The 20578-nt window shown below is 46.3% G+C and carries 16 protein-coding genes and 1 pseudogene; 10 read left to right on the top strand and 7 right to left on the bottom strand.

Annotated elements, in window-relative coordinates; genetic code table 11:
* The 8 genes and pseudogenes from MKHDV_RS19295 to bioD form a co-directional block, all read left to right on the top strand.
* A pseudogene (locus MKHDV_RS19295) lies at window positions 1-149 on the top strand (adenosylmethionine--8-amino-7-oxononanoate transaminase); the annotation flags it as partial.
* A 427-nt stretch (window positions 150-576) separates the two neighbouring features.
* A complete protein-coding gene (locus tag MKHDV_RS17910; protein WP_160717767.1) occupies window positions 577-885 on the top strand; it encodes a hypothetical protein in 309 nt (102 codons plus the stop codon).
* Window positions 878-1639 carry an SDR family NAD(P)-dependent oxidoreductase gene (locus tag MKHDV_RS17905; protein ID WP_160717765.1) on the top strand — a complete coding sequence of 254 codons (762 nt, stop codon included), beginning with the start codon at window positions 878-880 and terminating at the stop codon, window positions 1637-1639. The genes MKHDV_RS17910 and MKHDV_RS17905 overlap by 8 nt, the downstream gene beginning before the upstream one ends.
* Window positions 1640-1649: 10 nt before the next feature.
* Window positions 1650-2018: an acyl carrier protein gene (locus MKHDV_RS17900; protein WP_160717763.1), complete on the top strand. Its 369-nt coding sequence runs from the start codon at window positions 1650-1652 to the stop codon at window positions 2016-2018.
* A 9-nt stretch (window positions 2019-2027) separates the two neighbouring features.
* Complete coding sequence (locus tag MKHDV_RS17895; protein WP_160717761.1) at window positions 2028-3257, top strand: beta-ketoacyl-[acyl-carrier-protein] synthase family protein; 1230 nt, start codon at window positions 2028-2030, stop codon at window positions 3255-3257.
* On the top strand, window positions 3258-3695 hold the full coding sequence (locus tag MKHDV_RS17890) for a hypothetical protein (protein WP_160717759.1): 438 nt from the start codon (window positions 3258-3260) through the stop codon (window positions 3693-3695).
* The gene (locus tag MKHDV_RS17885) at window positions 3677-4819 is read left to right on the top strand and encodes an aminotransferase class I/II-fold pyridoxal phosphate-dependent enzyme (RefSeq protein ID WP_160717757.1); all 1143 of its coding nucleotides are present in this window, start codon (window positions 3677-3679) and stop codon (window positions 4817-4819) included. Before MKHDV_RS17890 ends, MKHDV_RS17885 begins: the two co-directional genes overlap by 19 nt.
* Window positions 4806-5510, top strand: a complete 705-nt coding sequence (bioD, locus tag MKHDV_RS17880) for a dethiobiotin synthase (RefSeq protein WP_160717755.1) — start codon at window positions 4806-4808, stop codon at window positions 5508-5510. The genes MKHDV_RS17885 and bioD overlap by 14 nt, the downstream gene beginning before the upstream one ends.
* Window positions 5511-5638: 128 nt before the next feature.
* Here the strand turns inward: bioD and lysA are convergent, their stop codons facing one another.
* A complete protein-coding gene (lysA, locus tag MKHDV_RS17875) occupies window positions 5639-6937 on the bottom strand; it encodes a diaminopimelate decarboxylase (protein ID WP_160717753.1) in 1299 nt (432 codons plus the stop codon).
* A 15-nt stretch (window positions 6938-6952) separates the two neighbouring features.
* Window positions 6953-7642 carry a TrmB family transcriptional regulator gene (locus MKHDV_RS17870; RefSeq protein ID WP_160717751.1) on the bottom strand — a complete coding sequence of 230 codons (690 nt, stop codon included), beginning with the start codon at window positions 7640-7642 and terminating at the stop codon, window positions 6953-6955.
* Window positions 7643-8015: 373 nt separating this feature from the next.
* Between MKHDV_RS17870 and MKHDV_RS17865 the strand changes: the two genes are divergently transcribed.
* Window positions 8016-8441, top strand: a complete 426-nt coding sequence (locus MKHDV_RS17865; protein WP_160717749.1) for a peptidylprolyl isomerase — start codon at window positions 8016-8018, stop codon at window positions 8439-8441.
* A 181-nt stretch (window positions 8442-8622) separates the two neighbouring features.
* Here the strand turns inward: MKHDV_RS17865 and feoB are convergent, their stop codons facing one another.
* From feoB to MKHDV_RS17845, 4 genes are all read right to left on the bottom strand, one after another.
* Window positions 8623-10809, bottom strand: coding sequence for a ferrous iron transport protein B (gene feoB / locus MKHDV_RS17860; protein WP_160717747.1), 2187 nt, complete (start codon window positions 10807-10809; stop codon window positions 8623-8625).
* Window positions 10810-10851: 42 nt separating this feature from the next.
* The gene (locus tag MKHDV_RS17855; protein WP_160717745.1) at window positions 10852-11088 is read right to left on the bottom strand and encodes a FeoA family protein; all 237 of its coding nucleotides are present in this window, start codon (window positions 11086-11088) and stop codon (window positions 10852-10854) included.
* A 92-nt stretch (window positions 11089-11180) separates the two neighbouring features.
* Complete coding sequence (locus tag MKHDV_RS17850; RefSeq protein WP_254060526.1) at window positions 11181-11372, bottom strand: FeoB-associated Cys-rich membrane protein; 192 nt, start codon at window positions 11370-11372, stop codon at window positions 11181-11183.
* Between the two features lie 132 nt (window positions 11373-11504).
* Window positions 11505-11777 carry a FeoA family protein gene (locus tag MKHDV_RS17845; protein WP_160717743.1) on the bottom strand — a complete coding sequence of 91 codons (273 nt, stop codon included), beginning with the start codon at window positions 11775-11777 and terminating at the stop codon, window positions 11505-11507.
* Window positions 11778-12136: 359 nt separating this feature from the next.
* Between MKHDV_RS17845 and MKHDV_RS17840 the strand changes: the two genes are divergently transcribed.
* Entirely contained in the window at window positions 12137-13120 is a 984-nt protein-coding gene (locus MKHDV_RS17840) for an ABC transporter ATP-binding protein (RefSeq protein WP_160717741.1), read from the top strand.
* 94 nt (window positions 13121-13214) lie between these two features.
* On the opposite strand, the gene MKHDV_RS17835 is transcribed toward MKHDV_RS17840, so the two are convergent.
* Window positions 13215-20578 (bottom strand): VCBS domain-containing protein (locus MKHDV_RS17835; protein WP_160717739.1); only part of this gene is annotated, 7364 nt, incomplete at its 5' end.

Raw genomic sequence — 20578 nt, 5'->3', positions numbered from 1 at the left:
AAGTCTGCATGGAAGCACGCAAGCATGGTGTCATTATCCGTAATCTCGGGGACGTCATAGTACTCATGCCGCCGCTCAGCATCACGCTCGATGAAATTGACCTGCTTTGCAATGCAACAGCCGAAGCAATCAAAGCTGTGACAGAGTAAAGATCTTTTTTATGCCTCCGGCGGTGTTTTTTAATGTGCCTCCGGCGGCTTAAGAACCCTTTTGGAAAAGGGCTTCTTAAGAATCTCCTAAAACTTTTATTAGCGAGTACAGCCCGTTTTTTTACTACGTTGGAAAGCTTAATAAAGGCTACCAATCTTGGGCATTCTAGCGTGGCATCATTTAGTTCGAGGCAAAGAGTCCCGAGATGGCGGAATAAACTGACTATCCTACAGCCACCTTTCAAAAGACTTTTATTATGACTAAGTAATCCGTTGAGTATTCATAAGCTTAAGAACCTGTGTGTACCCGCACAAAAAAGTCAGCCCTAATCGCGGTCAAGGGGGCGTCCCCCTTGCGGGTGGAGGGCAGAGCCCTTCCCCCTCGGAGAGTCGCCGAAGGCTTACCAGAGGCAAAACAAGAAACATGATGAACCACATTACAGGTACATTTACATTCCCTGCTGACGAACCAGCGTTGGCGGATCATTTTCCAGACAGCCCTGTGATTCCGGGTACGCTTATCATTCATAGCTTTGTAAGCGTGCTGCGCGAGCGTATGCCGGATGCGGTGTTGAGCGTGAGTAAGTTTCGCTTCAAATTGTTTGTCACGCCTGATGCGTATGCGTATTCCATTGAACCAAAACCTTTTGGTTTTGCCTGTACGTTGTTGAAGGATGGAAAGAAGGCTGTGACGGGACGGATACTAGTACAGAGGGATGGAGAAAAAGATGCATAGCATTCCAATACAGCTTTCGGGAAACCATGCGTGTATCCTTGGCGCGTCGTCAGACTTGGGAATGGCGGTTGCAAAAATATTATCTGACGCAGGTCTCCGATTAACCCTTTCTGCATGTTCAGAAAATGGAATCAGCCGCATTACATCAGCCTTTCCTGCTGCCACTATACTTGAACTCAATTTAGAAAAGATTGCTCGAAGCGCTATTCTTGACACTGGGACGACTGTTGATGCTGCGCTTGGTACCATCGATTCACCCGACTATCTTGTGGACTGCATGCAGAGTGACTTTGAAGCATTTATTGCAGGCGCTGACCCTGCTGATATTGCCCAGTACATGGAAATCAACATTACCGGCAGGGCTATCTGCCTGCGACATATTTCAAGAATGATGTTGGCAAACAGATTTGGTCGCTGTGTGTTTATTTCTTCAACTGCTGCCGCGCTTCCGAACTCGGGACAAGGATTTTACGCAGCATCTAAGCTTGCGGGCGAGGCTCTGTATCAGAACCTTGGCGTTGAGCTTGGCGGACGCGGTGTGACAAGTTGCTCGTTGCGACTTGGATATGTGCAGAGTGGCAGAGGCAACAAATTTATCGAAAACAACCCACAGGCTGTAACGCGCAGCCCTGCTAAACGTGCTGTTTCTTCGGGCGAAGCCGCTTGGACTGTGGCATTTTTACTTAGCGATGATGCACGGATGATTAACGGCACTTCTATTACAATGGATGGCGGCTTGACCGCTTGTAAATAAGGATTTTGAGATGTCCATTTTTAATCAGGTACAGACAATTATTACAGATGTTCTCGAAGTAGAGCCGGAAGAAGTAAATTTTGAAACCTACGTTCTGCGCGACCTTCCAACAGAATCCATTGATCTGATGGAATACGGTGTGGGACTGACAAAAGAATGCGGCATTTCTGTACAAGATGAGACTGTATTCTTAAAATCATTCCGGATGCATATTGCAGAAGCGAATGACAAAGGACTTGTTCCAGCAACACACCTTGTGAGCATCTACCCGCATCTGACACCTGCTCGTGTTGATGAAATGTTGCACACCATCAACGAAGGGCCTGTTCTTCAGGTACGCGATATTGTTGCGTACGTGGAACATGCCAAACGTGCATAAGGAGCCGGTATGCGTAATCGAGTCGTCATAACAGGCGCAGGGTATATTACATCACTAGGCAGTACTCCTGAAGAAATCACGAGTTCTGTTCGACATAATGCGCCAAACTTTAGCTCTTCTCATGACTTTGAAGGGTGTGTTGACTGCCCTATTCCAGACTTCGATCTCGCAGCTGTTACCGGTCGTTGGAAAAATAAAAAATATTTGTCGCGCGGTGCGCAGTTTGCACTTTCTGCAGCCATTCGTGCCGCTGAAGATTGTAGCGCAACTGCAGATCTACTGGAAGATGCCGGTCTCTTTTGCGGAATGGGGCCGAACTTTGATATCAGTTCAGATTTCCCCAATGTAGAAAACGGCAACATGGACAGCGCAGAGCTGGCAGCCCTCTGGATGCTTCGCTATCTACCAAACACGGCAGCAAGCGCCATAAGCCAATTTCTCCACATACATGGTGAAAATTCAACCATCGGCACTGCATGTTCTGCTTCTACTCAAGCCATCGGCGAAGCCTTTCGGAAAATCAAAGATGGATACCTGACCATTGCATTTGCAGGCGGTGGGGATTCCCGTATTTCCCACGGTGGCTTGCTCGCATATAAAAAAGCACAAGCCATCTGGAATAAAGGCGGTAATCCGAGCGAAGCATGTCGCCCGTTTGATACAGAGCGCAGTGGTTTTATTGCTGGTGAAGGCGGAGCAATGTTTGTTCTGGAATCACTGGAACACGCACAGCAACGCGGTGCACACATCATCGCAGAAATTTGTGGATACGGCGCAACGATGGATGCTCATACCATGACAGCACCGCACCCTAAGGCTCTTCATGCCGAAAAGGCCGTTCGTTCCGCGATCGCTGAAGCGCAGCTTACGCCTGAGGATATTGATATCATCTCTGCGCACGGCACTTCTACTCCGCTCAACGACCAAATGGAAGCCGCCATGATCGAGCGTATGTTCTATTCAGGCAAAGATCACCAGCCAGTCGTTACGGCTATTAAATCATGGATTGGGCACTGTACTGCCGCGTCGGGAGCTGTAGAGTTCGGTATTCTTCTCGCTTTGCTCGACAAAAAAATTGTGCCCCCTGTGCGCAACCTCACATCCCCGTGCTCTGACAAAATAAATTTCGTGACAGGTTTGATGGAACTTTCCGACTCATCCATACCTCCTACTATCCTGCTGGAGAATTTTGGATTCGGCGGTCAAAACAGTGCACTCGTTGTGCGTCTCTGGTCATAAATGCAATACAATAAAACCATTCATTTTGGCGTAGAGCGATTCATCCTGCTGGATAGAGTCACACACTATGCTGCCCAAACTCTTACGGCTGAAAAAAACTTTTCAGACGCTCCTGCATATCTTGCTTTGGAAGCCATGGCACAAACCAGTGGGCTGCATTTCAGAAAATGCATGGAATTTTCACGCCACGCCTTCTTGCTATCTGTTCAGCAATCTCCCTTGCTGCCTGTGGAAACATTTTCAGGCTGCGGCACAACAACCGTCGTACAAACAGCTATGACAGATTCTACAGCGGCCTACGATATTTCTTTTACCTGCGGAGACATGGCGCTTGAAGGCTCATTTCTCTTTGGAAGTACTGAGTTTGGTATACAGTTCGCGAAAGACTCCCTTACAACCCATTACAGAGAGTTATTTCAATGGTTAAAGAACGCCTAAAACGTTCCATCGCGGTTCAAAAAAGTTCCGGATTACACCGAAATCCCATAACAATAGATAAGCAGATTGGCAGCCGTGTTCTTGTTGATGGCAAGAAACTCATCAACTTTGCATCCAACGACTACCTCGGGCTATCACAAGATACCAGCTGGCAGAAAACACTTGGTGAATGCTTTGCAGCGCACTCTTCATCCGGTACTTCATCGCGTCTGGTCACAGGGCATGGTGGATTCACAGAAGATGTAGAACGTCAATTCGCAGAATTTTTTGGATACGACGAGGCCATATTCCTTCCAAGCGGCTATCAGGCAAATCTTGCAGTCGTATGGGGGCTCTGCTCGCCTGCAGAGACCTTATTCTACGACAAACGAATCCACGCAAGCATGGCGCAAGGACTTGCGCAGACAGGAAGCGCGTTGAAAGGATTTGCTCATAGCGACCTTGCACAACTTGATAGAAAGCTGACTGCTGCTCGTGCAGAAAACCCTGTTGTACTCACAGAATCTCTCTTCAGCATGGATGGGGATTTGTTAAAAACAGACGAGTTTGCTGCATTACGCAAAAAACACAATTTCTTTGGCGTGGTGGACGAAGCGCATTCATTTGGAGCGCTCGGCAACAATGGTACGGGTATTAGCCGCGACTGTACCGATATAGCAGTTGGAACCTTTGGCAAAGCGTTCGGCATGTTCGGCGCATTTATACTTATGCCTGAAGGTTTTAAAGAATTTTTCCATAACTTCTCATCGCCTGTAATCTATTCTACAGCGATGCCGGAAGCACACGCAGCCGCAGCTGCTGCGTTACTCAAAAAACTACCCACAAGAGAACCGGAACGCGAACATCTGGCATTAGTCAGTGCGTTTCTCCGTTCAGAATTGGAGGATGCAGGATTCACCATTCAAGGTGATGCGCATATAGTTTCTATTGAGATTGGTGATGAAGCAAAAGCCGCAGAAATTGCGGAAAAAATGCGGGAAGATGGTGTGCTTGCTTTTGCATCGCGTTATCCGACCGTACCAATGAACAAAGCTGTCATACGAGTGAGCATGACAGCCTTGCACAGTACTGCGGACGTACACACATTCGTCAGCAGTATCAGGGGATGGTATGACAGAACCTAATCCGTCATTTTTCGTCGTCGGTACAGATACCGATGTGGGTAAGACAGTTGCTTCCCTGATGCTAATGCGGTTTCTGATAAAGACGGGGCACACGCCTTACTATTGGAAACCAGTGCAAACAGGCTGCCTGACCCCGAACGATGCAGGCGCGGACGCGAGCTTCGTTCTTAAATATTGTCCGGAGTTACATCAGACCGCTGCTGATGCTACCGGAGTCTGCTTTAACGCTCCCAAGGCTCCATTCTACGCTGCCCGTGATGAACAGAGCAGCGTAGAAGTGGAAGACCTTCTACACAAACTGGCATATTTGCGTAAAAATAAAACCCTGGTGGTCGAAGCGGCTGGAGGACTTCTTGTGCCGTTCAGCCGCACACACATGTTGGCGGACATGGTGCAAATGGCTGTCGAGCAGTTCGGTATCAAGCCCATACTCGTTGCACGAGCCGGACTTGGTACAATCAACCACACGCTTCTTTCCATTGAGGCGTTGCATCACCGAGGCGTTCAACCGGCAGGGATAGTGTTTGTGAATAACAAGGAACACCGTACACCACAGGCGATGCTGCAGGAAAACATGGAGGCAATCTCCACATTTTCGAACTATTCTGTATGCGGTTGTATTCCGCATATTGAAGACTTTTCAAACCCTCCGGAAGAGGCAATCAACCTCTTCGAAAGGATCGTTGGCTAGGTTTACTGATAGAGCGCAGCAAACCAGCCAACAATGTCGTACCTTCGTTACTCCGTGAGTGTCTTACCTATCGCCGTTCATAAAATATATGAACAACACACTGGCGGAGTAACATCTTCAGTAAAAAACTATTCGCCGAATTCGCTGAGCAATGCATCCGCTTCAGGGTACATGTTCAACATATCGTTCAGCGTTTCGCGACGACGGATAATACGTGCTTCACCGTTTGCCTGAATAAGAACTTCTGCAGGACGCGGGCGCTGGTTGTACGGGGATGCCATTACATAGCCGTATGCACCTGCGTCGAGCATTGCGACAACGTCGCCTTCTGCAATTTCAGGAAGCTGACGATCTTTCGCCATAATATCACCGGATTCGCAAATGTTACCTACAATAGACTGCTCCATTGTTTCGGTTACTTCGCTACCACCGTCGCGGTAAATTTCCACATCATGGAATGAATCATACATAGCTGGGCGCAAAAGCTGGTTAAAGCCAAGATCAGTACCGGCGAAGCGTTTTTCACCGTTGTTCTTTACGCTGTAACAAGTGCCGAGCAAAACGCCGCACTCTGCTGCAATGTAACGACCCGGCTCACACATAAAGCGACCTGTGTAGCCTGTGTCTTCAGCAAATTTTGTAATGGTGGCATTAAATGCTTCACCAAGCTTGGCAAGATCAAGACGCTGTTCACCTTCATACTTGTGATACGGGATACCGAAACCGCCGCCAAAATCGATGATCTCAAGCGCGTTGTCTTCAGTGATCCACTCTTTAGCAATAGAAAGTAATACGTTCATTGCTTCAAGGTATCCATCAGGCTCCATGAAAAGAGAACCGATGTGCATGTTCACACCACACAATGTGAGGTTGTGACGTGCCAAAGTAGCGCGAAGGGTATCTGCTTCTGCAGGATCAACACCGAACTTGGTGTGTTTACCACCAGTAATAACTTTAGCGTGGTGACCGGCACCAATGCCCGGGTTAAAGCGGATAACAACCTTGCCGCCAGGATTCAGCTGCCCATACAGATCCAATTGGGAGAGAGAATCTACACTCACATATACACCTCTATCGATGGCGTACTGGAGCTCTTCAGCAGAGACGTTATTGGAAATGAACAAGATCTGTTCCGGCTTAAATCCGGCGGCAAGGTTCATGACAATTTCGCCCGGAGACATAGCGTCCACAACCATTCCTTCCTCTTGGACAACCTTGAGGAGGTGAATATTCGTATTCGCTTTCGCAGAATAGTTTGGTGTAAAGGCTGGATTGTCAGAAAGCGCCTGAACTTCGCGGCAACGTGTACGTAACACGTTCTCGTTGTAGACATACAGCGGGCTGCCGAATGTTTTAACAAGTTCCATTGGAGTGGTATTACCGTAAAAGTTTACACTGTCAGTGTAGCTGGAGCGTACATTGCTCATGCCGAAATCTCCTGATTATATTCCGCGTATTTTAATGAGCTCGATCTCGTTCAAGAGAGCTTCGCGCATTAACGATACGAGGTGCTTGTTTTTTGAATAGAGACACTGCCCTCTGCTTACTTCGAGCGTGCCCACTATAACTTCGCTGGTATCAGCGATAATACGCACATTCTCTGCCGGTGCTTCGTTATGCATAAACACAACGCCGGTGAGGTGCGGGTCCTCATCAGATAAAATTACAACTTTCAATCCGCGCTTGATACAGTTCTCCAAGTCGGACGTAAGCAATTTCACTGTTGAAGCTGAAACAGAAAGATACACCCACCCTTTTGCCAGCAGAATCATATTCCGCATCTTATCGAGGGTATTTCCATAACCGGAAATGGTAAGATATGGTGCTTCTTCTTCTTCCTGTTCCGGTAAATTTTCTTCTAGGAACCCTAATGTCGACTCACAAGAGCGACGCAGGTTCAAAATAAGTTCTTCACGCGGGATTGCAGTGTATTTGCTGGAATCCTCGGAAGAAACAATAGCCCCGCCTTTTTCAACAAGGCTGGACAACGCAGCGTATGCATTGGAGCGGGAGATACCGGAAACTTTTGCGGCTTCGTACCCTGTCATGGCACCCATTTTACAAAGAGTTACGTACATTAGCGACTCTTGCTGGGTAAAACCAAATTTCTTCAATGCCTGAATGAGTTCCATCTATTCTCCTGCGTAGTTCTTACAAGTACTACTATTTCAGATTTCGATACCGGTCAAGTATTCGAGAGTATTTTTTTAACTTATTTATGATACTGGCAACAACTCTATTCAAAGTGTTATGCAGTTCCGTTTAGTAAAAGCATAAACGATTATCAAGGCTTGTTACTTCTAGTAGTCCTGTTCTATATGAAAGGGAACAGCAATGCGATACGTTATCATAAATCTACTTTCTGGCTCCGTATTCCATGCATTGAAATATGTCCATGAGCAAAATATCATTCCCTTACACATCATGCTGTCCTTTAAATAAGAATTGACTTTCAAAGAGTGAACAGCCATCGTATCATACCACATTTTTAACAAGGAGACCTCCATGGCACAGGTCAAAGACGGCGATTCAGTAAAAGTTCACTACACTGGTACTCTTGAAGACGGCACTGTTTTCGATTCCTCTCGCGAGCGCGAACCTCTTGAATTTACTCTTGGTTCAGATATGCTTATCGCTGGTTTCGAAAAAGCTGTTGTAGGTATGGGTGTTGGTGACGCTACTAAAGTTACTATTCCTGCAGACGAAGCTTACGGTCAGCGCAATGACGAAATGGTCATTGACGTTGCCAGTGATCAAGTGCCTGAACACATCACTCCGGAAATCGGCATGCTCTTGCAGCTCGAATCCGAAGGTGGAGTAATGGAAGTAGTTATTACTGCTGTGAAAGAAGATGGCATTACCCTTGATGCTAACCACCCGCTCGCTGGTAAAGACCTTACCTTCGAAATCGAACTCGTTGAAATCGTTTAATCTGATTTCATTCGAATAAAAAAAGCCCGCGTTATTGTAACGTGGGCTTTTTTGTTGCGAACTGTAATCAGCCACACCAAAATGTTCATTTTAATTGTTGTTCACACTGCATTTCAAAGAACATAAAAAAGCCCCGCTCGACCTAAATCGAACGGGGTTTTTTTATTCTGCGAGATGCTTTTTATAGCAGCTTACCAATCTGAACTACAGAGACAGCCACTGCGTATGCAAGTCCGGTGTTGAATACGACAGAGAAGATTGCCCATTTCCATGAGTTTGCTTCCTGCTTAATTGCAACAACTGTTACAAAACACGGTGCGTAAAGAAGTACAAAGAGGAGGAATGCGATTGCAGTACTAGGAGTCCAGTTAGGGTCCTGTGCAATACGTTCCGCAAGCGGTGCTGCATCTTCCGGATCAACATCACCGAGAGAGTACGCAGTACCAAGAGTAGATACGATAACTTCTTTCGCTGCGAAACCACCTACAAGCGCAATGTTTGTACGCCAGTCAAAGCCAGCCGGACTCATTACAGGTTCCAGTGCAACACCGATTGTACCTGCGTAAGAGTTTTTAAGGGTTGCTTCAGCTTCTGCGTTTTCAACAATCTGAAGTTTTTCTTCAAGCTCTGCAACTGGTGAACCTGTAGCGGTAGCAGAATCAATCTGTTCCTGAACAACAGTCTTCTGCGCATCAAATGCTGCAACCTGTTCTGCCGGAAGGTTCGGGAAAGTCATTGCTGCCCAGATAAGAACGGAGATAGCAAGAATTACGGTACCGGCTTTCTTAATGTACTGCCATGTACGTTCCCAAGTGTGAATGAAAAGGCCACGCATAGTTGGGAAGCGGTACGGAGGAAGTTCCATTACGAACGGAGTAGATTCACCTTTAATAACGGTATGACGAAGAATTTTTGAAACAATCAAGGCACAAGCCCATGCTGCCATAGTGAGCAGGAACATGACCATCGCCTGATTTTCTTCAAAAAATACGCCTACAAAGAGAAGGAATACTGGAAGCTTAGCACCGCAAGCCATGAAAGGAGCAGTGATAAGCGTAGCAAGCTTCTCTTTAGGGCTACGTAAGGTACGTGCAGCCATTACACCCGGAACAGCACAACCACCTGCGATACCGCCAGATACGATGAAAGGCATTACGGAACAACCGTGCAAACCGAAGAAACGGAAGACGCGGTCAAGCATGTATGCAACACGCGCCATGTAACCGGAATCTTCGAGAACTGCGATCTGGAGGAACATAAACATAATAAGCGGAACAAAGCCCATTACGCCGCCCACACCATCAATAATGCCGGAAATAACCAAAGATTTAAGTAAGCCGTCAGCCATGTTGGCTTCTGCAACTCCGCCAATCCAGCCAAAGAAACTTTCAAACCAGCCAACAGGCACTTCACTAAAAGTAAATGTAATCTGATAAATCAAGTACATAATACTGAACATAATGAGCGGGCCAAGGAATCGATGTGTAATAACACTATCAATTTTGTCTGAGACAACAACGCGATCTGCAGCTGAATCAAGACGAGTCACAACACCCTGACGAATAAGGGAAGTAATATAGCCGTAGCGGTAATCCGCAATAACAGCTTCAGGATATGTTGCGAGAGTGCTTTCCAGATGTTTTGCTACACTTTTAACTATCTGTTCGAGTTCTGCAGAAACAGCGCTGGTTTCACGACCAAGCTGAATAATTTCTTCATCACTTTCAAGATACTTAATAGCTGTCCAACGGGATGGATAACGGTCAGTAAGAACGCTGTTCTTTTCAATAAGAGCAACCAACTTATCTAAAGCCGGATCAAGGTCTGGACCGTAGGAGATTAAAAGAGGCTCCCACTTCTTACCCTGATTCTCAGCTGCGCATTTAATGGTGGCATCCAGCAAACTCGGAATACCATCACCGGTACGTGCAACAGTTTCAACAACCGGCACGTTCAGCAGATCAGAAAGCAGATCAATATCAATCTTCATACCTTGCTTGTTTGCTTCATCCATCATGTTCAGAGCAAGAACAAGCGGAGCACCCATTTCCATCAACTGGATTGCAAGGTAAAGGTTACGTTCAAGAGCGCCAGCGTTGAGAACATCAATAACAACATCCGGACGCTGATCAGCAACAACGTTACGCGCTACAATTTCTTCCATTGTGTACGCAGTAAGGGAGTAAGTTCCCGGAAGGTCGATAAGGTGAATTTTGCTGTCACCAACAGTGGTGAAACCTTCTTTCTTATCAACAGTAATACCCGGATAGTTACCTACATGCTGACGCGCACCAGTAATAGCGTTAAACGCTGTCGTCTTACCGGAGTTAGGGTTACCGGCAAGAGCAACTTTAATCTCTTTAGACATGAAACATTCCTCGTATACAGAAATTTTGTGGCAGATATTTTTTTAGACGCGTTCTACAGCAATGTAGTCAGCTTCATTATTACGCAGGGAAAGTGTAAAGCCAGTAAGACGCAGCGCAACTGGATCCTTCAATGGTGCACGCCCCACAACCTCAAGCTCAGCTCCAGGAACAAGTCCCATATCACGAATTCGACGACCGAGCTCTCCAATTGCAGTAATTGCAACCACTTTAGCCTTTTCCCCTACTTTTAATTCCCGCATAGGCATTGCATTCGACATTCTGACCACCCTTTATGAAATTGAAAATCTCTATCAATTAGATCCGGTAAAAAAAGTGTGCCGTGTTCGCACACTATCGGACCCTCAGTACTTTATTGCTCTTTGTGTGAAGAGCAATCGCAGCTTGATTTAATATCTTTCGAAATAGAACCGTTTGATGAACTGCATCCTCCGCAATCGCTTCCGCAACCACAGCCTCCGGATGCACCTTTCTTCATGAAACGGCGAATAAGATAACCAGCTGCAACAGCGATTATCGCTGCAACAATAATAGCATCCATCATAGGACACCTCCGATTATTCATCGACTAACAACGCTTGTTGCTTTTACAAAGCCGCCCCGAAGGCGCTTTGCGCAGCAACAACAAGAGAATTCTCTTGCCGGTTGCTTATCTAATTATAAACTCACAGAACTGCTATAGTGTGCCCACAGTCTGTGTACGCTCTTGAATCTGTTCGTTCTCTAAAGGTTCACATTCCAAGCTACATGCAATGTCATCACCCAAAGTGAGCAGACAATCCTTTACTCTAAAGCTGCACGGTGCACATACTTCAACAACCGTGCCCGGAGTTAAACCCAGCGCGCAGAGTCTACCTCTCAGCTTCGGCTCAGAACAAAAACCTTTAATTCGAGCTTTGCAACCAGCAGGTAAAGAATTCAATTTATGCTTGCGTTTACAACATGGCATATGTGACCCCTCCAAAACGTATGTCTAGTGATTATGCAAATTGAAAATGATTGTCAAGGACATTGAGAATGTAATTGAAAATTATTTTCAACTGGATCAGGCAATCGTCCCGATTAAGAGGTTAACCGATCCAAAAGAGAGATCAGCAACTGCAAAACGCAATAGAGAAAGACTCCTTGCCCCAGCCTGTTTCAAACCGTATTCTAGGATGAAGCATACCAGTTGGTTTTTCGACAAACTGTGAGACAACTCACAATTTTTGCTAAAATCGCAATAGGTAGAAACTATAAATAATACTCGAGCTCATCGAGTCAATGTACGTGCCCACTTCTCAAGTAACTTTACCACCAGGACTCAATATGCCCCCGTTGCTTACTGTTCAAGGTTTAACAACTGTTTTTGACACAACAACACATGGCAAACTTACCGCTGTAGACAACGTAAGCTTCTCTATCAATGTTGGACAGTCATTAAGTATCGTTGGAGAATCAGGTTGTGGTAAAAGTGTCACGTCGCTTTCCATCATGCGCCTTATCCCGTCACCTCCGGGAGAAATAACAAGCGGAAAAGTACTCTTTGACGGACAGGACTTGCTCGCCCTTTCAGAAAAAGACATGCGACGCATTCGCGGTAATTCCATCTCCATGATCTTTCAGGAACCGATGACTTCGTTGAATCCTGTTTTCAAAATCGGAGAACAAATCGCAGAAGTTGTACGCCTGCATGAAGGACTCGGAAAGAAAGCCGCTTTGAACCGTGCAATCGAACTTCTTCACCAAGTGGGCATCCCATCTCCTGCCCAACGAGCAAAAGAATTTCCACATCAGCTCAGCGGCGGAATGCGCCAACGAGTAGTTATCGCCATGGCTCTGGCCTGTTCGCCTCAGCTAATTATCGCAGATGAACCTACAACGGCTCTCGATGTCACCATTCAGGGACAAATTTTAGATCTTATGCACAAGCTTGCAGACGACACTGGAACTGCGTTGCTTCTTATTACTCATGACCTCGGATTGGTGGCAGAAAACGCTGACGATGTCGTTGTAATGTACAGCGGACGAGTCGTAGAACAAGCAAGCACTGTAGAACTTTTCAACAAGCCTCTCCACCCATATACTCAAGGGCTCATCCGATCCATCCCGACCATTCCTCAGAAAGGAACTCCCATCCATAGAGGAATGCTAGAAACAATCCCCGGAGTAGTCGCACCTCTCTATGCTCAGCCCACAGGCTGTCGTTTCAACGAACGTTGCAAACACACATTCGACAAGTGCAGAAAGCAAGAGCCGCCATTACTCAAGCCGGAAGGAAAACGAGAAGTCCGCTGCTGGTTATACGAGTAGTTCTTGCTACCTTACTAAATCGTTAGTGATCAAATTTACGATACAAAAAAAGCCCCGTCCGAAAGGACGGGGCTTTTGAATTATTAAGTAAAGCTTACGAACCTGATTTTATCATCTGTTCCACATGGTTCATGAGATCGTAGTACTCATCCGAACTTGTAATATCTTGAAATACAATCATATGAGAAGACTCAACGTCACCATTTGAAACATTCAAATTAACAACAGCTGTGTCCGTTGCCTTATTGTACAAAGTCTCAAAAGAGCTTGAGTCATCTAGAGAAATGGATATGCCATCACCAAGCACCTCATGGAAATCCAAGGTGTCATTCTCATCAAGATTGAAGTCTTCAATTACTGTAATTTCATTTGAAGTTTGGAAATCATGAGCGGTAAACAAGAAGGTGTCTGCATCAGCTCCGCCATTTAAAATGTCGTTGCCTGCACCACCATTTAAGACGTCTTCACCTTCATTTCCATAGAGATGGTCGTCAACTTCAACAACAGATACATTATCAATGTGTACGCCATCCGCATGGTTACCATCTGAATTATTCTTCTGATAGAAATCAAGGACAGTATTCTCGCCTTGGCCATCAAACACCAAGGCCTGATGCTGCCAGTCATCTTCAATTGGTCCTTTTACGATATACTCAGGCTTATGATCTCCATCCACATCCAAAAACATCTTTTCACCACGACCATACCATTCGGTGTCAAAGGTCAAAATATATTCGTGATCAGAATCAGTGTCGATAGATTGAGTTATGTTCCTTTCAGGGCCGTAGTTATCAACCTCTGCAAAAAAGTTCCCATTACTCTCTTTGCCAATCTCAATGAGCTCACCCTTGTTCCAATTTCCATCGCTATTCACTTCTGGATGATCACCATAATGAGACGATCCATTCGTAAACGTGGAAAAATCACCATTAGTCACAAGGTCAGAGCTTACGGCACCGTCACCGCCATACAGCACATCGTTGCCGGCACCACCATGAATGGTGTCTGCACCTGCACCACCGTCAATAGTGTTAGCGTGCGCATCACCTATTAAGGTATCAGCTTGACCGCTACCAATGAGGTTCTCAATGCTAGTAAGCGTATCACCTGTGGCATCACCACCAGATGCTGTGTGGTTTAACAAATCAACAGTCACACCTGCGGCGGAATGTTCGTAGCTTGCGGTATCAATGCCAGTTCCACCATTAATGGTATCACCGAGAAGACCAGTACCTGATCCTCCTTCTATTACGTCATTTCCAATGCCACCATTAATAACGTCAGCACCTTCATCACCGAAGAGGAGATCATTCCCGCTTTGGCCATTGATGATGTCATCACCACCACCGCCATGGATTGTGTCGTCTAAGCTTGGAACAACTGACACATTATCCAAATAAATACCCCAATGATCTTCGTTACCATGACTGGCACCAATTTGATCAAAGGAAATACTGGTCATACCACCTGCTCCAGCTACAAACGTAACAGTATGAGTCGTCCATCCTGAAGAAGTAGTTGAGGTTGTAGTATATGTTCCACCATCTAAGTCTTCACCAGTGGCATTTCCAATATGGACATTTAATTCATTATCTTGTCCGGCTGAATTGGAATCGTTGCGAACAGTAAAGGCCAATGTGTATTCATGACCTTCCACTGTATTAATATTTTGTGACAATGAATTGCCATAGTCTATCTTAGGATTAGCGTCTGGTGATTGTACTTCAACATAGTCATGAGCGCGCCCATCAATTTTTCCATCTGGGACAGTCCATCCAGTTGGAATTCCTTGATTGCTACCTGAGGTAGAACCCCAGTCAGAGAAGTCGCCATTGGTAATTAAGTTTCTACCTTCAGCACCATCTCCACCATGAATGACGTTATTGGAGGAGTTACCAGTTAACGTATCAGCATGCGCGGTTCCAATAATATTTTCGATGCCGGAGTAAGAATCACCTGCCGCATCACCACCATTGCCGCTTACATCGGCAATGCCATCATTGTTTGCATCTGACAAATCAACATTTACAGAACTCTCTGACGCAGCATAGCTAACGGTGTCACCTGAAGCGCCATCCGAGCCACCGTTAAAGGTCTCCGTGGCTGCGCCAGCAAGCATTGTGTCGCTTCCATCACCAGCGTTAACCGTAACGCTTCCAGAAGTCATTCCTGTGAGATCAATTTCATCGTCACCGCTGCCACTATTAATAGTAGCATTGCCAGAGCTCACTCCGTCAAGACTGATTGTATCGCTACCGACACCTGTGTTGACTATAAGATTGCCGGAATTGGTTGCAACAACATCAATGTCATTGTCTCCGTCACCAGCATTGATAGTGAGGTTACCGGAATTCACCATATTCACATCAATATCGTCATTTTCAACACCAGAGGAGACTGTGAAATTGCCAGAGTTCACTCCTGCAAGGGCAATATCGTTCTCACCAGCACCTGCATCAACAGTAATGTTTCCAGAGTTCGTAACACTCAGATCAAAATCGTCACCACCACCACCAGTACTAAAAGCAACAGTACTAGAGTTAACTCCTGTCATGGTCACGCTGTCAGCCTGATCAGTACCTACGAAGTTCTCGAAATCTTCAATAGTTCCTGTAATGCTTGCACCGATAACATTTTCACTAACAGACCAATCTGAACCACTGGCAACAAGCTTAACACCTGAATATGACTGGCTGTAATCTATAGTATCAATTCCTGCGCCACCATCAACTGAGTGAGTATCAGCAATATCGGCAAAGAACGTATCTGCCTGCCCTGAACCAACGAAGCTTTCAATTGAATTATACGAATCGCCCTGAGCATCGCCAGTGCCTTCGTTGTTTTCTCCTACGAGATCAACTGTCACACCGACATCAGATTTTGCGTAGCTTACGGTATCAGATGCGCCACCACCATTAATAATTTCTTGCGCTGCACCTGCATAAATAGTGTCACTGTCGTCTCCGGAATTAACTGTAACTTCACCGGTGTTAACGCCAGACAGATCAATCGTATCACCACCTACACCAGTATCAATGGAACCAGTGACGTTATTCCCTGAAACGGTAACCTCATCATCACCGATCCAAGTATGGAGATCGAGTTCTTTATCGAAGCTGCCGCCCTGATCCTGAATTGTAACGGTGTCAGCTTCATCACCCGTTGTGACGCTAATTTTGCCAACATTTGATTCAGATGTAATCGTTGTTTCAGTAACTTTGTCCTCAGCAGTATACAGGTCTACATGCTCAACATTGTCTTTAATGGTAACATCAATCTGTGATGCAGAATTAAATTTAAGTTGCTCAAAATTTTCGCCTTGTATCTCTGTACCGTCTGCAGCTGTAACCAATGCGTTAAAGCCTTCACCATCAGTCGTTGCAGTGGTGATAACAGCAGAAAGCGCTCCCTCTTTATCAACTTCCAGAGAGTCGAAGCCCGCTCCACCATCTGCAGTGGCATTAATCGCTTGGTCAGAAACAAACTTAGCGATTTCAGCGCCAGAACCTGTCCCTGAGATTATTCCACCTTCACCAAGGTCAACGTGCACTCCGTTAATACCGTCAGAATCATTAATTTCGACCACATCCATGCCTTTACCAGCATCGATATCTTTCCAGGCATTATCTAAAGTAATAACATCCCGATGATCGGTACCAATTAATGCTTCAACGCCCTCAATAGAATCACCAGTCGCATCACCACCAGAGATTGCGAGTCCGTCGTCAGATTTCACAATGGTGATTCCCTCACCACCATTGTCGCCTGCGTAAGAAGCTGTATCAAAGCCTTCTCCGCCCATGAGAGTATCGGCACCCGCACCGCCTACCAAAAGGTCATCACCAAGACCACCATTCAGCGTATCGTTTCCGGCATGACCATACAGCTCATCACCAGCATCACCTGTCGTCACTGCGATATCATCAACTAAGATACCGACATGGTGCTGTCCTGTATTTTGAGAACCGTGCTGTCCCAACGTAATATGGGTCGAACTATCTTTTGCAGTAAACGTAATTGAGTACGTATCCCAGTCACTACTGTCATTGTTCTGATAATCGCTAGGACTTACTTCATATTCCTGGCCATCAATTATCACGTACATATTTTCGCCAGAGTCACGTGCGGCGGCTTTAAAACTTAAGGTGTACTCTTGACCTGCTTCTGTTGCGATATCACGAGACAAATCACTTTCACGATAATTATGATTACTACCCTTATGAGTATTGGAGTCTAGCTCAACAAAGTAATTCCGATCTTCTCCGTCACCTCTGTGCCAAACTTCAAGTGAAGATTCTGTGCTCCAACCATTTGAGTTAAGATCTGCATTTTCGCTTCCATTAGTGGGACGGGAACGCACATCAGAGTCAGCACCAAGAGCATCAAAGCTTCCATCTGGCAATAATTCACTAGACTCAACACCACCCAACTCAGGGCCACCATTCAGAACATCTGCTTCAGTTGTTCCATGAAGAATGTCTGCTTTCGTGGTGCCGTACAAAGTAAAATCTGCATCTTGCTTATCTTCACTGAAGACAAAATCGTTGTAATCTGTACCACCACCATCTTCGAAACGATAGGTCGTTGAATCTGTAGTGCCATACTCTTCACCCGGAACTTTCATATTCGATACAGCATCTACCGTATCACCATTTTCCTTGGTGTACTTAACGCTGCCATCTTCGTAAGTCATAGAGTCCAATTTGTCCTCTGTGACTTTAGGTATCAAGAAGTACTCAACGGTAGCGTCTTCGCGAACAGTAAATTGAAGAGTTGAACCTTCATCGATATCTTTGGAGTTACTCCAATCAGAAGTCAACCAACTATCCGAATCTGAATTGACACCTGGAGCTACAAACTCAGTTGTACCATCTGGGTATGTAACAGCTACAACCAGAGCATTAGTCCACGAAGCTTGTTGTCCTTCAAAGGTCAACGTGTATTCTGTCAAATCGGTACTGCCGTTAACATCAATGTCAATGACCTTTTCGACAGATGCACCAGCGTCATCTGTGGCAACCACAGTAAAGGATTCATGAACTTCCTGACCATCAACTAGTTCTTTGGTCGCCTCACGGTCATTATCGAGAGTGTAAGTCCAAGTCCCATTCTCAGTATCATAGGTCAGATTACCGTACTTACCGACAACCTCTAGCGAAGTATCATTATTCTGAGAATCATTTTGATCGTACAAATCAGATGAGGATGTATTTAAATCTGAAGAAACTTCATATGTCAGTGACCCACTGCCCTCAACTTCAGCATTCCCTTCATCTTTCCCATCGGGATCGGTAAAGGTCAGTGTTCCAGTGGCAGAGTCGTCACCAGCGTTCCAATGACCAGTTTCTGTTACGGTGCCAGTAATGTCTTGTCCATCAGCAAAAGTTTGTCCCGTTTCGGAGTTGGTAGCTTCTGCCACTACAGGCGCATCATTCGTACCGTTCACGGTCACGGTGATGGTTTGGGAAACGGATTCGCCAGCAGCGTCGGTCGCGGTGATTGTGAAAACTTCTGTACCGTTCACACCAGCGTCAAGCTGCTGTTCGGTTCCTTCTGTCAGCGTGTATGCCCATTCACCAGTTGCTTCATCGTAGGTCAGCGAGCCGTACTCACCCACACCATTGTCGGATACTGAGTAGGTCAAGTTACCAGAACCTGTGACTTCGGCATTGCCCTCGTCTCCAGTATCAATGTCTGTGAAGGTCAACGTTCCAGAGACACTGGAGGCAGCATCTTCTGTCACTGCACCCTGAAGGTTGCCGTCTGCATCAAAAGGGGTGCCGTCTGCTGTGGAAGCTTCTGCCACCACTGGCGCATCATTCGTACCGTTCACGGTCACGGTGATGGTTTGGGAAACGGATTCGCCAGCAGCATCGGTCGCGGTGATTGTGAAAACTTCTGTACCGTTCACACCAGCGTCAAGCTGCTGTTCGCTTCCTTCTGCCAATGTGTAGATCCACTCGCCTGTGCCTTCATCGTAGGTCAGCGAGCCGTACTCACCCACACCATCGTCGGAAACTGCATAGGTCAAGTTACCAGAGCCTGCGACTTCGGCATTGCCTTCGTCACCAGCATCAATGTCAGTAAAGGTCAACGTTCCTGAGATACTGGAGGCAGCATCTTCTGTCACTGCACCCTGAAGGTTGCCGTCTGCATCAAAAGGGGTGCCGTCTGCTGTGGAAGCTTCTGCCACCACTGGCGCATCATTCGTACCGGTCACGATCACGGTGATCGTTTGGGAAACGGATTCACCAGCACCGTCGGTCGCTGTTATTGTGAAAACTTCTGTGCCGTTCACACCGGCGTCAAGCTGCTGTTCGCTTCCTTCTGCCAATGTGTAGATCCACTCGCCTGTGCCTTCATTGTAGGTCAGCGAGCCGTACTCACCCACACCATCGTCGGAAACTGCATAGGTCAAGTTACCAGAGCCTGCGACTTCGGCATTGCCTTCGTCACCAGCATCAATGTCAGTAAAAGTCAACGTTCCTGAGATACTGGAGGCAACATCTTCTGTCACTGCACCCTGAAGTTGGCCGTTTGCATCTTGAACAAGGTCATTCCCAGCTAGGGGGGTAAAATCGCTCCAGCTCGTGCCTCCATCAGTAGAAACAGAATCTTCAATCTGTAAAACGTATCGGCCGCCTTGATCCCAGTAGACAATCTCAATAGTATGATACCCACCGTTTTCTACCGAAAAATCTACTAATGTAGTACCTGGAGCTCGATCTGTTGTGTGGGCCCCAACTATTTCACCGTCAATTTTAATCTGGAAGCCATCATCAGAATAAACTTTAAATTGATGCATGCCTGCTTCAAGCTTAACCGCACCTTCCATCTGCATAATCCCGCGATCCGCGCCACTAAAACCACCATCACCAATTTCAACTACGGAGTGCCCTTGACTTCCAATGAAATCTTGAAGCTCTTCAAAAGAATTGAGCGTCCCATCATCCGCTGCAAAGTCTATGGTGTTTGCAATAAAAGTAGCATCAGGAGTATGGCTATCGATGTGTTTAAGTGCATTTTCCAACGCAGTATTGTAATTCCACTGATTATCAACTGAAGCGCCATCAGCAGCGTTATCATACGCAAAGAACTTACCAGAAAGCCCTAGATTGCCAACGTTACTCTCAGTGTAAGAAAAATCTGCGACTACTGGAGCATCGTTGGTGCCGTTTATGGTCACCTCAATGGTCTGAACCTCGGTGCCGCCGTGACCGTCAGATACCTGCACATTGAATTTCTCAACATGCGTATCGTCTTCGCCAAGACCCTGCACACCTGCGTCATCAGCAACATATTTCCAGCTGCCGTCTGCATTCAGAGCCAGAGTGCCGTAGGTTCCTGCACCGGTCTGCCCTTCGGCAAAGCTGAAGGTATGATCCGCGGCTTCGCCTGTATCAAGGTCGCTAGTCAGGATCTGGCCTTCGGTGACCAGCTGATTTGCAACGCCGGCTT

It is taken from the genome of Halodesulfovibrio sp. MK-HDV (assembly GCF_009914765.1).
Taxonomy (GTDB): Bacteria; Desulfobacterota; Desulfovibrionia; order Desulfovibrionales; family Desulfovibrionaceae; genus Halodesulfovibrio.
This window is presented reverse-complemented; position numbering and strand designations above follow the sequence as displayed.

Coding starts and splice junctions, on each gene's coding strand:
- MKHDV_RS17890 (WP_160717759.1), top strand. CDS start 3,258: ATGCAATACAATAAAACCATTCATTTTGGCGTAGAGCGATTCATCCTG.
- MKHDV_RS17840 (WP_160717741.1), top strand. CDS start 12,137: ATGCCCCCGTTGCTTACTGTTCAAGGTTTAACAACTGTTTTTGACACA.
- MKHDV_RS17865 (WP_160717749.1), top strand. CDS start 8,016: ATGGCACAGGTCAAAGACGGCGATTCAGTAAAAGTTCACTACACTGGT.
- MKHDV_RS17850 (WP_254060526.1), bottom strand. CDS start 11,372: ATGATGGATGCTATTATTGTTGCAGCGATAATCGCTGTTGCAGCTGGT.
- MKHDV_RS17845 (WP_160717743.1), bottom strand. CDS start 11,777: ATGCCATGTTGTAAACGCAAGCATAAATTGAATTCTTTACCTGCTGGT.
- MKHDV_RS17910 (WP_160717767.1), top strand. CDS start 577: ATGAACCACATTACAGGTACATTTACATTCCCTGCTGACGAACCAGCG.
- MKHDV_RS17900 (WP_160717763.1), top strand. CDS start 1,650: ATGTCCATTTTTAATCAGGTACAGACAATTATTACAGATGTTCTCGAA.
- lysA (WP_160717753.1), bottom strand. CDS start 6,937: ATGAGCAATGTACGCTCCAGCTACACTGACAGTGTAAACTTTTACGGT.
- MKHDV_RS17895 (WP_160717761.1), top strand. CDS start 2,028: ATGCGTAATCGAGTCGTCATAACAGGCGCAGGGTATATTACATCACTA.
- feoB (WP_160717747.1), bottom strand. CDS start 10,809: ATGTCTAAAGAGATTAAAGTTGCTCTTGCCGGTAACCCTAACTCCGGT.
- MKHDV_RS17905 (WP_160717765.1), top strand. CDS start 878: ATGCATAGCATTCCAATACAGCTTTCGGGAAACCATGCGTGTATCCTT.
- MKHDV_RS17885 (WP_160717757.1), top strand. CDS start 3,677: ATGGTTAAAGAACGCCTAAAACGTTCCATCGCGGTTCAAAAAAGTTCC.
- bioD (WP_160717755.1), top strand. CDS start 4,806: ATGACAGAACCTAATCCGTCATTTTTCGTCGTCGGTACAGATACCGAT.
- MKHDV_RS17870 (WP_160717751.1), bottom strand. CDS start 7,642: ATGGAACTCATTCAGGCATTGAAGAAATTTGGTTTTACCCAGCAAGAG.
- MKHDV_RS17855 (WP_160717745.1), bottom strand. CDS start 11,088: ATGTCGAATGCAATGCCTATGCGGGAATTAAAAGTAGGGGAAAAGGCT.